Here is a 13,968-nt window from a genome sequence, read left to right on the forward strand (position 1 = left end):
TAATGGAGTCAGCAGCTTACATGGAGGGACGGATGCAGATGCAGAAATGGATCATGAGCGGTTTGTTTTTTGCCGCCTGTGCCTTTGCAGTAATCTTAATGTTTACCTTACCCGGTAAATCCGAGGTGGCGGAGCAGAACAAGCCGACCATGCCGGAGGTTGTGCTGGACGCTGCTGGCGCAGAAGCTACAGTGAAGGCCAATTGTATCTCCTGCCACGGTGACCAGCTTCAGGGCGGGGCGGGACCCAGCCTGCAGCAGGAAGGCGCTTCGCATGACGCGCCGCAGATCTACAGCATAGTCACCAAGGGCCGCGGACAGATGCCTTCCTTCAAAGACAGGCTGGCCCCTGAAGAGATTGCGAATGTAGCCCTATGGCTGGCCGAGAAGAAATAATCCGCAACCTGTACAAACACCATGCTCTTCATTTCAAATGTATAATGCCCGTGACGAGGATAACGAATGATCCTTGCACGGGCATTTCTATTGATCAGATATTCCTATTGTCTCCATAGGAGCCTTGTCCTCTAGCGGGTCTTCTCGAATGCCTCATTAAATTCATGCGCCTGGCGGAGATCAAGCTTCTCCACATCTGCAGCCAGCCGCAGAACAACCGTCTTGTAATCAATGGTGATATGCGGGTGATGGTCAAAGGCCTCCGAAATTGCCGCTACCTCATCCACAAAAGCAATTCCCTTCATATATTCACTGAACATATATTTGCGCACCAGCCTATCCCTCTCCAGCTTCCAGCCCTCAAGCTTGCCGATCTGCTCCTGAAGTTGTTCCTCAGTTAATTGCAATTCGTTTCCTCCCTTGCTAAGTTAACGGTTCCTTAATCCTGCTCTTGCCTTCAAATAAAACATCCCTCAGCTTCTGAAAGTCCAAGGGATGTGCCAGGCTAAAGATTTTTGATTAAATGTATTCTGACATCCCGGCAATTAGTACTCCACTTCCAATTTTAACATGGCTGGATGCCCGGGACAAACCCGCTGCCGCATTTCCCCCCTGTTTTATACAAGAACGACCGAAGCCAGATCCTCATCGCCCAGCAGAATATTAATGCGGTGTGTTTCTTTATCGTACATTACAACTCCGCTGCCCACCTGAATGACCGGCTCGTTGCCCAGCGCGTAGAACAGGTCTTCCGCAAGCGCCTCCCAGACCTCCTGCCTTGATTCCTCCGGCAGATTTGTCCACTCTTCAGGCTCCATTTCAAAAAAAATGTACCCGTCTGCAATCCGTCCAACGGCTCCTGTCAGTTCAACCAGAATTTCACCGTAATCTCTGCCATGCTTAACTCCCACATCAATCACTCCGTTTTCTTCGCTGATGAATAATAACCTACCTTATCTATTATAGCCGAAAAAATCACTTCACAAAAAAGGGAATGATGTCGATAAAGAAGAATATACGTGATTTGGTTACGAACAGAGTGTTCTCCCGCGGTTCAAGGACGAAATACGCGGTTAGTCGATCACTTCTTAATTCTCATGGACGAGGTGTATAAATGGAAATCTCAACAATTCTAGGCCTGGTTTTTGGTCTGGTCGCAGTAATCTGGGGGATGATTCTCAAGCATGCTCCGCTTGCAAGCTTGAACAACCCCGCTGCCTATGTCATCATTTTTCTTGGCACGGCTGCCTCCATCTTCATGGCCTTTCCGATGTCGGAAGTCAAGAATTTCCCTAAGCTGTTGAAGATCCTGTTTACGAAGAAAAAGATGGTCGGTAAGCCCGAACTGATTACCATGTTCATGGAATGGGCATCCATTACCCGCCGCGAAGGACTGCTCGCTCTGGAATCCAATGTCGATGAAATTGAAGATAACTTCCTCCGAAACGGCATGCGGATGATTATTGACGGCAATGATCAGGAGTTCGTCCGTGATGTATTAATGGAAGATATTCATGCCACTGAAGACAGACATAAGGCCGGAGCCTTGATCTTCTCCCAGGCCGGGATGTATGCCCCTACACTAGGGGTACTCGGGGCTGTTATCGGGCTGATTGCCGCCTTGGGTGATATGAGTAACATGGACGTCCTGGCCCATGCGATTGCCGGTGCCTTCATTGCAACCCTGCTCGGGATATTCACCGGTTATGTTATGTGGCACCCTATGGCGAACAAGCTGAAGCGGATATCCAAACGCGAGATTGAAGTCCGCCTGATGATGGTGGAGGGTCTGCTCTCCATTCAGTCCGGGGTGTCTACCATAGCCATTAACCAGAAGCTGTCCGTCTTCCTGACTCCGTCCGAGCGTGCCAAGCTGAGCGAGAAGGAGGGGGCTTCCAGTGAGCAAAAAGACTAGGCATGAGGAACATGAAGAGCATGCCGATGAATCCTGGCTGCTTCCCTATTCCGATCTGATGACCCTGCTGGTTGCTCTATTCCTAGTTATGTACGCCATGAGCGCTACGGACGCCGTGAAATTTCAGCAAATGGCTGAAGCCTTTAATTCAGCGCTCAGCGGCGGCGGCGGCGTCCTGGAGTACCGGTCGGATTCCCCGACCAGCACCCAGCTGGACCAGGGCAAGCAGGATAAACTGAACAATGTGATTGCCAAGAACACCGGCACCTCCGATCTGTCCAAGCTCCGTGCCAAGGAGCAGGAGGATCTGGAGAAGCTGAAGAAGCAGTTCGACCAGTACATTAAGAACAACGGGATGACCGACTTGCTTAGCACCAAGCTGAATCAGTCCCAGCTGATGATCACGATTAGCGACAATGCCCTGTTCGCTTCGGGACAGGCTATAGTGAAGGACGAATCCCGCCAGCTGGCTAAGTCGATATCCAACATGCTGCAGCAATTTCCCGATTATGAAGTATTGGTGCAGGGGCATACCGATAATGTTCCAATCTCCAACAGCACGTACTCCTCGAACTGGGATCTTAGCGTAGATCGCGCCCTTGAGTTCATGAAGATTCTGCTGCTCAATCCCAACCTGGACCCGACGAAATTCAGCCCGACCGGCTCTGGCGAATACCACCCCATCGCTACCAATGCTACGGCTGCCGGGCGGGCCAAGAACCGCCGGGTAGAAGTATCTATCCTTCGTAAATATAAGGATGCTGCTGCAGAGACCACGGATGTCTCTAATGTAACAGCTCCCTGAATAGACATGAAACCAATAAGAGCTGCTTTCGAACGACCCCTGTCAGGGTCAATCGGAGCAGCTCTTATTATAGGTATGGCATTATTATCTTATTGCAGCTGATAATTCAGCATAGCGCCCAGCTCTTGCTTCTCCTCCTGAGACAGCTCCCGCCATTCTCCGGTCTTCAGCGCGCCAAGGCGGATATTCATCACCCGGATGCGCTGCAGCCGCCGCACTTCATAACCGAAGGCACTGCACATGCGGCGGATTTGCCGGTTCTTGCCCTCAGTCAGCACGATACGGAATACCCGCTCACTGATCCGCGTAATCTCACAGGGAAGTGTCTTGCTGCCCAAAATTCTCACACCGGTAGACATGCCGGTCAGAAAAGAAGGCGTAACGGGTCGATCTACAGTGACCACATATTCCTTCTCATGCTTGCCTTCTGCACGCAATATTTTGTTAACAATGTCACCGTCATTGGTCAGCAGAATCAATCCCTCTGAATCCTTATCGAGCCGCCCGATCGGGAAAATCCGCTCCTCATGTCCTATGAAATCGACAATATTACCTTGAATATGCGCTTCTGTGGTAGAGGTAATGCCCACCGGCTTATGAAGCGCGATATACACGATCCTGCTGCCCGTCTGAAGCGGCTGGCCGTCAATCAGCACTTTATCCCCTGCTTCAGCCTGGCTGCCCAGCATAGCGGTCTCACCGTTGATGGTGACCCGCCCTCCCTCGACCAGCTTGTCTGCTTCACGGCGTGAACAATAGCCTGTCTCACTGATGAATTTATTGATTCTCATGTTCGTCCTCACTCCGTTCTATATTCATGCCGGCCGGAGGTGCTTGCTCCTTCGCTTCAGGCAGCTTGATGATTACCTGCGTTCCCCGGCCATACTCGCTTCTAATTTCCAGGCTGCCCTTATGAGCCTGAATGATCCGCTGGCTGACCATCAGGCCAAGCCCCGTTCCGGACTCTTTGTTCGTAAAGAACGGCTCTCCCAGCTTGGGCAGCATATCCTCAGGGACGCCTCCACCCTCATCCGTGATCACAATAACCACAGAGTCCTCCAGCTCCTGCTGCTCCACGGTAATCGTTCCCCCGTCCGGCATCGCTTCGATCGCATTTTTGATCACATTGATAAATACCTGCTTCAACTGATTCTCCTCACAGTGCACCATGGCGGGTACTCCCGAGAAATATGTGGTGAATTCAATGCCGAACAGGTGGGCCTGGCTATCCAGCAGAGAGATGACATCGCCGACAATATGCCGCAGATCCCTCTGCTGGAAATGAACAGCCTGCGGCTTCGCCAGAATCAGGAACTCACTGACAATCATATTGATCCGGTCCAGCTCCGAGAGCATCAGTTCAATATGCAGCGGAACAAGAACCTTCTTCTCCTGCTGAAGCTGCAGGAAGCCCCGCAGGGTGGTCAAGGGATTGCGGATCTCATGAGCAACCCCTGCCGCAAGCTGGCCGACTGTAGTCAGCTTCTCCGAGCGTCTGAGCAGCTCCTCGATCCGGTTGCGCTCGGTCATGTCACGGGATACATGGACAACCGACTGCGGCTGGCCCTCTTCATCCCGGATAACCGAGCTGCTGACGCTGACCTCTACCAGGGAGCCGTCCCGCTTCAGCCTGACGGTCTCAACAGGCGGCAGAGATGCCCCGTCCTTAAGCTGCTGCAATCGTATACTCTCCTGCTGCTGCACAGTGGCCGGAACCAGATACGGCGGCTTGACCAGAGCATCCGCAGCGCCCCATCCATAGAGGTCCTCGAAGGCTCTATTCGTACTGATGATCCGCCCCTCCATATCCACCGTGTGGATGGCATCTGAAGTGCCGTTAATCACCGACTCCAGATGCTCTTTGACCGCACGGTTCTCCTCCAGTGTCTGCCCCAGCCGGTTTGTATGCTGCAGCAGATGTGAGGTCATCGCGTTGATGCGCTGGGCCAGCTGCCCAAGCTCATCGCGGCTGGATACATTAAGCGGAGGCTCAAATTTACCCTTAGCCACATCATTGACCTTAGCCAGTATATCCTGAATCGGGCGTGTAACTACACCGGCCAGGACATAACTGGCCAGGAGGAAGATAATAAGCAGAAGAACCGAGGTGGTGATATTATTGAACAGCTGCTCCCGGATAACCGAGGAGATGGCCTGGTAGTCCATGACTACACTGATCACATAATCCGCCGCTCCCGGCCGCTCAATCGGAATGAAGCTCTTGAGCACTCTTTTACCCAGTGCCTTCGTATCCAGCGTTACCGGTTTGCCCTTGTTCAATGCTTCACGGATTGCCGCCTTATCCTCTGCAATATTGCCGTATGAATAGGTGCCGTACTGGATGGGACGGTTCCGCAGCTTCGTGTTCTTAGGATCTGCGCCGTCAGGCAGCATACTTGAGGCTCCGAAGGTCTTCGGATTGATTCCGGTAATCTCCAGAATTCCGGGATTTACAGCTTTGGATTCCTGGATGATCTCATCAGGGCTCATAATTTTGACATAATCGCTTACCGCTGTACTCCTCACGAACGGATCTATGATATAATTGCGGGCCCCGTCATAATAATAGCCCCATTTATCGATGTACTCCGGATTGGAGGTTGAATATTCAAACGGCCCGGACCAGAAATTCTCCAGGGACTGCCCCTGATCGACAGATACGCGCTGGCCTGCAAACAGCTCCAGAAAAGCCACATACCAAAAACCCATGCCCTTGGTCGAAAGTCCAATCTCTGCAGGATCTGAAGATTTCGCTACGATAATATCATCCGCAGTCTTCACCAGCAGCGAGATATTCGACACCCCCAGCTTGGTGGATAGCGCCTTCAATTGTTGATTAGTAATATTCCTGATATCCGGATCCAGCTCATAGGATGCCAGAATGGCAGTCAACCGCAGGTTCTGGGCAATTTTATCCTGCACGTAATTCGAGCTGAAGCCGCTCTGCTCCACCGATACGGCAACCTGCTTCGCAGTGATCTTCATGTTGCTTACGCTCTCATTACGCAGATTATTCCGGGCAGCATAAAGGTTGAGTGTAAGATTAAGCATTAAGATTAAGAGTACAGAGCCAAAAATAATTGCTGATAGTTTCGTTTTTATGGACAAGCGTATTGTTCACCTCTTATCCGCTGGTAAATCCTAGCGGGCATTCAACATAATCATACCTTTTGCCCTTCCATTTGAAAAGGCCTTTCCCCACAGCCGGGCACTGGCAGATATTGAATTATCGGGACAGTTTCTCTACAATAGGTAAGAAACCATCCACAGGTTATGCACATATAAACATTTTGCCAAATTGCGATGTGCACAATTTTGTGTATAAGTCGGCCGTTATCCACAGAGTTGTCCACAATTTGTTAAGAACGAATATTTGTTCGTTGTATAATGGGCATAGAAGAAGGGAAGATGCATTTGAATACCAGGCTTGAAGAACTGCCTTCGGAGGAGCGGGCCATTCATGAACATTGGATGGCAGAAGCGATAGGAGAAGCCCGCAAGGCTGAGGCCTTAGGCGAAGTACCGATAGGTGCCGTAGTTGTCCACGGAGGCCAAATTATAGGCCGTGGGTATAATCTGCGCGAGACGACGCTCGATTCCACTGCCCACGCAGAGATGGTAGCGATCCGGGAAGCCAGCAATGCCCTGGGCTCCTGGCGTTTGCTTGATTGCCAGCTCTACGTTACCCTGGAGCCTTGTCCCATGTGTGCAGGAGCGATGGTGCAGTCCAGGCTGCCGCTTACCGTGTATGGCACTCCGGACCCCAAGGCCGGCTGTGCAGGGACCTTGATGAACCTGCTGGAGGAGTCACGCTTTAACCACCGCACAGAGGTCATCCAGGGCGTGCTGCAGGAGGAATGCGCGGAGCTGCTGACCTCCTTCTTCCGCAAGCTGCGGAAGCGGCCTGCGAAGCTCTAGAAAGCCCATTAACACTTATCATTCTTATAAGGAGAATACCAGATGTCCTATAAGCTGTATAACAACGCACAGGGGATATATCTCTCGCTGCTGGAGCTTACGGATGCAGAGGAGCTACTAAGCCTCCGTCTGCGTAACCGAACCGCGCACCAGCAATTTGAGCCCCTTCGCAGTGAAGACTACTTCACCCTGGAGAGCCAGCAGCAGCTGATTAACCAGCGTATCCTGGATGCGCAGCAGGACAGCGCGTATATGTTCGGGATTTATCTGCTCAGCGGCGAGCTGATCGGCCAGATTACGATCTCCAATGTAGTGCGGGGAGTCGGACAATTCTGCGATATCGGCTATCTGATCGATCATGAGCAGCAGGGACAAGGCTACACCAGTGCCGCCGTACACCTGATCCTCGGGTATGCCTTCCGCTCTCTGGGGCTTCACCGGGTACAGGCTGCCATCCTGCCCCATAATAACGGTTCCCGCAGAGTGCTGGAGAAGAACGGCTTCCAGGCCGAGGGACTCGCGCGCCGCTTCATCCGGATTAACGGCGAATGGCAGGATCACCGCACCTACGCCATTCTGGCTGAGGAGTTCCTGCCAGAGGAACAGGAATCCCCTTAAACTTCATATGTGCACACAAAGACCCGTATGAGCGGGATTTGCTCATACGGGTCTTTGGTGTGCGGAACTATGGTATTAATAAGTACTCGTACCTGTGTTTCCGAACTGCTGCTGCAGCTCTTCCAGAGTGATGACATCATCACCTTGCGGAATGCCAATCTTGAAGGTCTGCTTCTCATTGATCTTGCTGTATTGGTTGCTTGCATTCATAGATAAGGTAACATTCTCACCCTTGTCAGGATCATTAACCTTGATGTTCATGAGCATATCCTGGTATACCGGATAATCATCTTTGTTGACTGCGGTATTCAGATGGAACTGGTTAATAGTGAGATACTTGTTCAGATCAGCCAGGCTCTTGTCGAACTCAGCACGGGCTTCACTGGTTTGCAGCTGTTCCTTGGCTTCGGCCAGCTTGGCAGGCTCAACCTGCAGCAGATCCTTGTATTCTTCTTTGCCCATAATATCAATAATCTTCGGCAAAGCGTTGTTCACCAGAATGGTGAGTGCCTCTTTGACGTTATCGTTGGTAACCTGGAATTGAACTACCTGCTTGGCTTCTACGCCTTCAGGCAGACCTGCATCCTTAGGTTTGATATCATTGAAATACTTGGCTTGATCGTATTCACCAAGCAAGGTATTCATCACTTCATTCGACAGCTTCTGCACCTTCTGTGCATCCATCTGCGCAGGATTGAATTCAGCGCCCTGCTCTTCAGCCAGCTGCTTCAGATCCAGCTCTACGAATTTGTTAACGATCGTCTCAGGAATCGGCAGGAACGGAATCGAAGGTACTTTGACATACAGCTTCTGTCCGGTCATTACCATTGGAACCGTGAAGGACATGGCCATGTCCCCCTTCAGATTCAGAACGGTTGTCATTTCTGTCTGCATAGGCTCTGCCTGGTAGACTCCATCGATAGTAAGCTCGGCGTTCTTAAGCATGCTGAGCATCTGGCCCGTTGAAGCATCCGCTTCATTGGTACCTGTGTCTATCGACAAATCATTGATAACTAATTTGGTCTTCATTTCGTAAGATGTCATAGCTGTAGCTTTGGCTGCAGCTGAAGTCAGAGCCGCCTTAGGCTCCTCTTTCTTTGCACATCCCGGCAGAATTACTGCAGCAGTTAACAGTAACGCGGCAGCGGATAGCCCCCATTTTTTGTTCATTATTTTTCTCCTCTCCCATGTAAAAAAATTCTTTCCCCTCCCTAATGATAAACCATTTGGCAAATATGAGAAACATCATTTAGTAATTTCGTTCCATATTTCCTTTAACCCTGGGGATTGTTATGGTCCACATGGTTGGCCTGCTTCACCTTTTTAGACCCGGATAACGGTGCCGGACCTGAAGAATGGTGCTCCTTGCGGGGCCCCTGATTGTCCTGCTGTACGCCGGGTACAGGCATGCTCTTGGGTTTGCTCACTTCGATTACCTCCTATGGATTAGTTAAGCCCTGAAGGGCCTGTGCGCACTCATGAATCTGTCTCGTATACTGCTGCGCCAACAGCTGAACAGCATCCAGTTGCTCATCTGCATGTACCCCGGCCTGTTCGGCGTCAAGCAAATCTACGGCAACCTCGCGGCTATCCACATAGGTGCAGCGGAAATCCAGAGAATACCCCTGCCGTCCTGCTGCATTGAAATGGATGAGCAGACTGTTCTGGTTGGCCGCATCCCCCTGCACACTGAAGCTGTCCCCATTGTCCATCAGTTCCGGCAGCCGCTCCTGCCAGGCAGACACCAGACTCTGCTGATCTACTTGCAATTGTCGGTCCATCTTTATCATCAGCCTCCTTCTCTAATACATTGCGGAGAAAGCCGGATTTTTATTCCCGCTGGAACAGCTTCCGGTGAAAAAGAGACCTTAGCGGATACAAAAAACCGCCCTCCTAAGAGAACGGCTTCTATCTGCACTTATTTAGATGTAAAGGAATGGCGGAGAGGATGGGATTCGAACCCATGTGGGCTTGCACCCTAACGGTTTTCAAGACCGCCCCTCGCTGTAAAAACCCGCAATCCCTTATGCTGATTGACTTTATGGCACTTTATTGTTACAGCGGTCTGAGTTAAAACGTTCGTTTCGGTACGTGACCGTTGGATAAGTTGATTGTATTATTTTTATACATATGTAGTCAACTTAGAAAAGTCTCATATTTACGCAGAAGATAAACCTTATGAAAAGCCACTGTCTGTTATACAAATCATCTTTCTATTTTCCATATTGTTTGTCCAACTTTAATTGGAGAAGATTTAATAATCTCTTTGAACGCTTCCAGTTCTGTCCGTGGGGTTTTCCAAACATAATCTTCTAACATTTCTGGTATCAACCCTTTATTACCTTGTTCATCTTCAAACTGTAGTGTAATAATAGTAAACTGCTTTCTGTTCAGTTGTTCATTTATAGCATAATTAATTTCTTTTTCTAAATATTTTTCATCCTTAAATTCCGGAGTGATAAAAAACACTACAGCACAAGACTGTTTGAAACCTTGTCGAATAGACCTCATTAATTGAGCTCCAGCAGGCATATCTTCTTCGTCTATCCATGGGTCAAACCCAAGTTCTTTTAAAAGCTGATAATATTTCCTAACTAAAGGCTTATTAGCTCCTTTATGGCTTAAAAAAACTTTTCTCGGAGCTTTTTCACGTATTTCATCTTCTGAGATAGTCTGCAAAGTGCTGTCTTAATACTCGGGCATCAGGTGAATCTGGGTCTACTTCTCTTGTGATAATATCTGGATTTACTTGAAAGAAATAAGCGTTTCCAATACCTACACCCTTGAAGATATACCCCGCCCTCACAAGGCACTTCATACGATTGATTAGCGTGTTTCGGTGCACTCCAATTAATTCGGCAAGTACAGTTTCATTTAGATGATGGATTTCGTCCGTATCCATTTCATACGGATTACTGCACAAATAATACTTTTGACAATGAAAATACGGGAGTATTCTTAGTAAGATATCCGCATCCTCTAAGGTGATATTCTTTAACTGCCCCCTGGATTGTAATTGATATAACCTTGAGAACATACCTTTACCATCCCTTCCCCCTTCAAATCCGCCCATAATGAAGTAGTCCTCGCTTATGCTATAGGTAGTATTTCTTGTGTTATTTCCGCCTTCATTTATCAAACCAAGGTCAACTAGCTTACCTATAATTTCCTTGGTTCGTCTTTCTTTTTTGCCCAATCTATCCGCGATATCAGATATAGTTGCGGGTTTTCCACTCTTCAAGAGTATGCCGTCTTTATTAAGTTGCATGAAATGAAGCAAGAAAAATAACGCCCCTAACTCATTTCCCTTAGCTCTGGGAACTATCTGCTTGATTGGTTCATCGAAGCAATTTACATACAGCCACCTTTTGCAGCTTTGATTATGCTCAGAATACTATCAATTGTACTCGGATCAAGGCTGGATAACCATGCAATCGTATCATGCTCTTCTTTTGTAGGGCATCGTCCGATACAATCCTGAACGGTTTCCATGAATGGTACGTACTGTTCCATTTGCCATTCCTCCATGACCATACCATCTGGCCGGTAAGGACGCGCAAGCTCGCGTTCAATCCATTCTTTCCGACCGGATCTACTATTCACACCGATATACTGTAAATCCATATACACTACACTTCCTTTCAATTTTAAACCTCTGTTCTCAACTATATATATTTTCGAGATAATTTTTTAAAAAAATTGGATATTTCCACAACAAATATGCGAATGTTATCGTCTATAAAGGTGAAACTATACTGCTTGAAATCTGTGTAAAAGATGCAAGCAAATACTAAAGAAAGTTGGTTTTCAAATGAAAAAAACAGTAGCAGCATTAATCTTATTAGGAGTGGTTACAGGATGCAGCACCCCGTCTTCAGATGCTCCTTCAACAACCAATAGTACTACCAGTGCAACGGAGGAGCCTGCTACAAATGTAGTAGCACCTGAAGCAAAGCAGTTTCAGTTGAAGTATACAACGTCTTTAACTGCCGAGCCACTGACCAAAATTAATGCAGTAGAGCAAACTAAACAATTGAAGAGTCAAGCAGTTGATGAATCCAAGGTTTTAACTTATAAAAAGAAGGATGATGTAGAGAAAATTTATGCTGCACTTCAATCCAAAGACGGAACTTATGATATGGGACAGATCGGCTATGAAGGGGCCAGCGACTATTCGACAAGTACAGTTGATGTTTTGGGTCAATCTTACGTTAAAGTGACCGGATCTGTTGGAGCTAGTGCCCCAATTTCTAATTATGTGTCACTCAGCACTTCGCCCCCAACAGTGTTGCATATAGAAGCCAATACCGTTGAGGCTGATGTGGACCAAGACGGGATTAAAGAAATCGTTGCTACTGTGGGTACAGCAGCGGAAACGTCCATCTATAAAATAGAGAAGGATTCCCTGGTAAGCGTAAATCTTAATGAAGCCATGAATGCCGCAGTAGTGATGTATGACCAGGAATCTAACACTTTCAAAGCAGAAGTAACCAAAGGCGAGGTTTCAGAATGGAAGATTGAAAATAACCTTCTAGTTCCCAGTTCTTAAAAAGCCTTTGGGCTTTTTTTGTAATTTTATGTTGCGTAACGTTACGCAACATGATAATATATAAACAGAAAGAGAATTTGAAATGAGAAGGACGGGACCCTTCTTATTTTAAATGTCCCACCTCTTTCATACTAAAATGAAATGAGGGATTTTCTCATGGCTAATACTGCTACTGTTAATCTAATTACTGGTGACGTATATGGTTTGTACATTAACGGAAAATATATTGTTGGTGATACGTTTTCTCGTGTAGATGCCGTTAAACAGCGTTTGAATTACATTTTTGCCGATCCTAACCGGGATCTTGACTTTATTACTCCATCATATGAGAACGGACAATATGTCATTAGCTGTCCACGTGTACGCCGAAATGTAGGCCAGGTCACTTATCTGTACGACACAAACGGCAGTGATGGTTGGAAACAGCATCCGTCTAAACTCTATGAACCGACCCACTGGAGCAACTCAGGAGCAAGTACCACCCAAACGGCAATCATGACAGCATCTGGCCCTATGCCTTGGCATAATGCCCTTTTGACTGCCAACCAAATTCGTGCGGCAGTTAATCCGAACTTTGCCAGCGCAGCCGGTGACAATCCACTTAAAGCGCTCGTCGCTCCGACAAATACAGGTGCTTCCGTGCAGAGCGTCATTTCTTCCAGTGCTCGTTGTGATTTTTACGGACACCCTTGCCAAGGTACTGCGGCAGGCACAACCTCTCCATCATGTTCAGGATACAGCGACCTGAGTGCATATCAGAATATTTCAAATACCACTGTAGGTAACGGAGAAGTGCTTCACCCTGTCGATTTAACGTGTGCCATGACATCGACTAATAGTTGGAGCAGCACATACCGTAATAAGTATATTAAAGTCACAAACCTTTCCAACAACCAGTCTATCGTTGTTCGGGTAACCGATACCGCGCCTGCCAATCGTGGAGTGGAATTGACGTATCGTGCATGGGTAGGCATTGGTAAACCGTCTGGAGCAAACAGCGTGAAAATTGAACTTATGAGCTAATCGTTTTGACAACCAAAAAAGGCATGACTCAATTAATAAAGAGTCATGCCTTTTGCTATATAGACTTAGGATCAGATGCTTACTGTGCATATTCAATTTTTCCCGATAGATCAGACTCGTAAACCGGCGACTGTCGAATAAGCTTTCGTTTTCCAAGCATACAATATCAGCATTTAATTCCCGTGTGATATATTTCCACTCCCGGAGGATGCCGTCATAGTCTCTGCCCAGCCGATCCAGAGCATCCAGGTATAATAAATCCCCTTCTTTCAGCACAAGACGCATAGCCTTATACTGTTCTCGGTCAAAGTCTTTCCCGCTCTGCTTATCTACAAAAGTAAAACGATCTTCAATGCCCAGCTCCCGAAATTTTTGGAGCTGAATGATTAAATAAGACTTTTGCGAACTATTTTCTATTGGTTTTTCTTCGTTCGTAAAAGCATACCTTTACGGATATAAATCCCCACCTCTAAAAAGAGGATTAACTATAGCGTATCGTTACGTCACGCTATAAGTTGTAGTGAATAAAAATAGGAAGTTATTTCAAGGTACGTCCATTGTTTACCTCTTTTGAAAACTCCCTATAATACATTATTTGATAAAATCTACAACAAAACGTCAATATTGTAACCTGAAAAATCGAAATATATTCTTCCCTTTCTACGTAAAAAATATACTCCTGTGGAAATTACGCCCTTAACATGCGAACAAACGTTTGGTATAATGGGAAGACTAAGTACAGAAA

General features: G+C 47.6%; 17 protein-coding genes and 1 pseudogene. 7 read left to right on the plus strand and 11 right to left on the minus strand.

What is annotated here, in order from left to right:
• Nucleotides 1–38: 38 nt before the first annotated feature.
• A complete protein-coding gene (locus C162_RS24745) occupies nt 39–395 on the plus strand; it encodes a c-type cytochrome (RefSeq protein WP_036698939.1) in 357 nt (118 codons plus the stop codon).
• A gap of 131 nt (nt 396–526) precedes the next feature.
• Here C162_RS24745 and C162_RS24750 read toward each other — a convergent pair whose 3' ends face one another.
• Nucleotides 527–802 carry a 4a-hydroxytetrahydrobiopterin dehydratase gene (locus C162_RS24750; protein WP_036698917.1) on the minus strand — a complete coding sequence of 92 codons (276 nt, stop codon included), beginning with the start codon at nt 800–802 and terminating at the stop codon, nt 527–529.
• Between the two features lie 210 nt (nt 803–1,012).
• A complete protein-coding gene (locus C162_RS24755) occupies nt 1,013–1,306 on the minus strand; it encodes a hypothetical protein (protein WP_036698940.1) in 294 nt (97 codons plus the stop codon).
• A 203-nt stretch (nt 1,307–1,509) separates the two neighbouring features.
• Here C162_RS24755 and motA point away from each other — a divergent pair, with 203 nt between their 5' ends.
• Nucleotides 1,510–2,310 (plus strand): flagellar motor stator protein MotA, encoded by an 801-nt coding sequence (gene motA, locus C162_RS24760; protein ID WP_036698919.1) that lies wholly within the window; start codon nt 1,510–1,512, stop codon nt 2,308–2,310.
• Nucleotides 2,294–3,115 (plus strand): flagellar motor protein MotB, encoded by an 822-nt coding sequence (gene motB, locus C162_RS24765; protein WP_036698921.1) that lies wholly within the window; start codon nt 2,294–2,296, stop codon nt 3,113–3,115. The genes motA and motB overlap by 17 nt, the downstream gene beginning before the upstream one ends.
• 89 nt (nt 3,116–3,204) lie before the next feature.
• On the opposite strand, the gene C162_RS24770 is transcribed toward motB, so the two are convergent.
• Nucleotides 3,205–3,906, minus strand: a complete 702-nt coding sequence (locus C162_RS24770) for a pseudouridine synthase (RefSeq protein ID WP_036698923.1) — start codon at nt 3,904–3,906, stop codon at nt 3,205–3,207.
• Nucleotides 3,893–6,100, minus strand: a complete 2,208-nt coding sequence (locus C162_RS24775) for an ATP-binding protein (RefSeq protein ID WP_305954414.1) — start codon at nt 6,098–6,100, stop codon at nt 3,893–3,895. The genes C162_RS24770 and C162_RS24775 overlap by 14 nt, the downstream gene beginning before the upstream one ends.
• A 429-nt stretch (nt 6,101–6,529) precedes the next feature.
• On the opposite strand from C162_RS24775, the gene tadA reads away from it, so the two are divergent.
• Both tadA and C162_RS24785 read left to right on the plus strand, forming a co-directional pair.
• The gene (gene tadA / locus C162_RS24780; protein ID WP_268748816.1) at nt 6,530–7,033 is read left to right on the plus strand and encodes a tRNA adenosine(34) deaminase TadA; all 504 of its coding nucleotides are present in this window, start codon (nt 6,530–6,532) and stop codon (nt 7,031–7,033) included.
• Between the two features lie 42 nt (nt 7,034–7,075).
• Nucleotides 7,076–7,651, plus strand: coding sequence for a GNAT family N-acetyltransferase (locus tag C162_RS24785; RefSeq protein ID WP_036698927.1), 576 nt, complete (start codon nt 7,076–7,078; stop codon nt 7,649–7,651).
• Nucleotides 7,652–7,726: 75 nt separating this feature from the next.
• Here the strand turns inward: C162_RS24785 and C162_RS24790 are convergent, their stop codons facing one another.
• The 6 genes from C162_RS24790 to C162_RS24815 form a co-directional block, all read right to left on the minus strand.
• The gene (locus C162_RS24790; protein ID WP_036698928.1) at nt 7,727–8,821 is read right to left on the minus strand and encodes a DUF6612 family protein; all 1,095 of its coding nucleotides are present in this window, start codon (nt 8,819–8,821) and stop codon (nt 7,727–7,729) included.
• Between the two features lie 104 nt (nt 8,822–8,925).
• Nucleotides 8,926–9,078, minus strand: coding sequence for a small acid-soluble spore protein P (locus tag C162_RS24795; RefSeq protein ID WP_036698929.1), 153 nt, complete (start codon nt 9,076–9,078; stop codon nt 8,926–8,928).
• 12 nt (nt 9,079–9,090) lie between these two features.
• Nucleotides 9,091–9,432 (minus strand): hypothetical protein, encoded by a 342-nt coding sequence (locus C162_RS24800; protein WP_036698930.1) that lies wholly within the window; start codon nt 9,430–9,432, stop codon nt 9,091–9,093.
• Between the two features lie 424 nt (nt 9,433–9,856).
• Nucleotides 9,857–10,330, minus strand: coding sequence for a toll/interleukin-1 receptor domain-containing protein (locus C162_RS35585; protein WP_084649040.1), 474 nt, complete (start codon nt 10,328–10,330; stop codon nt 9,857–9,859).
• Nucleotides 10,308–10,931, minus strand: a complete 624-nt coding sequence (locus C162_RS24810) for a hypothetical protein (RefSeq protein WP_036698931.1) — start codon at nt 10,929–10,931, stop codon at nt 10,308–10,310. The genes C162_RS35585 and C162_RS24810 overlap by 23 nt, the downstream gene beginning before the upstream one ends.
• A gap of 71 nt (nt 10,932–11,002) precedes the next feature.
• A complete protein-coding gene (locus tag C162_RS24815) occupies nt 11,003–11,275 on the minus strand; it encodes a hypothetical protein (RefSeq protein ID WP_036698932.1) in 273 nt (90 codons plus the stop codon).
• Between the two features lie 187 nt (nt 11,276–11,462).
• Here C162_RS24815 and C162_RS24820 point away from each other — a divergent pair, with 187 nt between their 5' ends.
• Both C162_RS24820 and C162_RS37060 read left to right on the plus strand, forming a co-directional pair.
• The gene (locus C162_RS24820; RefSeq protein ID WP_036698933.1) at nt 11,463–12,200 is read left to right on the plus strand and encodes a hypothetical protein; all 738 of its coding nucleotides are present in this window, start codon (nt 11,463–11,465) and stop codon (nt 12,198–12,200) included.
• 156 nt (nt 12,201–12,356) lie between these two features.
• On the plus strand, nt 12,357–13,223 hold the full coding sequence (locus C162_RS37060; RefSeq protein WP_235218517.1) for a septal ring lytic transglycosylase RlpA family protein: 867 nt from the start codon (nt 12,357–12,359) through the stop codon (nt 13,221–13,223).
• A gap of 111 nt (nt 13,224–13,334) precedes the next feature.
• On the opposite strand, the pseudogene C162_RS37065 reads toward C162_RS37060, so the two are convergent.
• Nucleotides 13,335–13,640, minus strand: a pseudogene (locus tag C162_RS37065) (recombinase family protein); the annotation flags it as partial.
• Nucleotides 13,641–13,968: the final 328 nt, after the last annotated feature.

The organism is Paenibacillus sp. FSL R7-269, assembly GCF_000517865.1.
In the GTDB taxonomy this organism is placed as follows: Bacteria; Bacillota; Bacilli; order Paenibacillales; family Paenibacillaceae; genus Paenibacillus_AQ.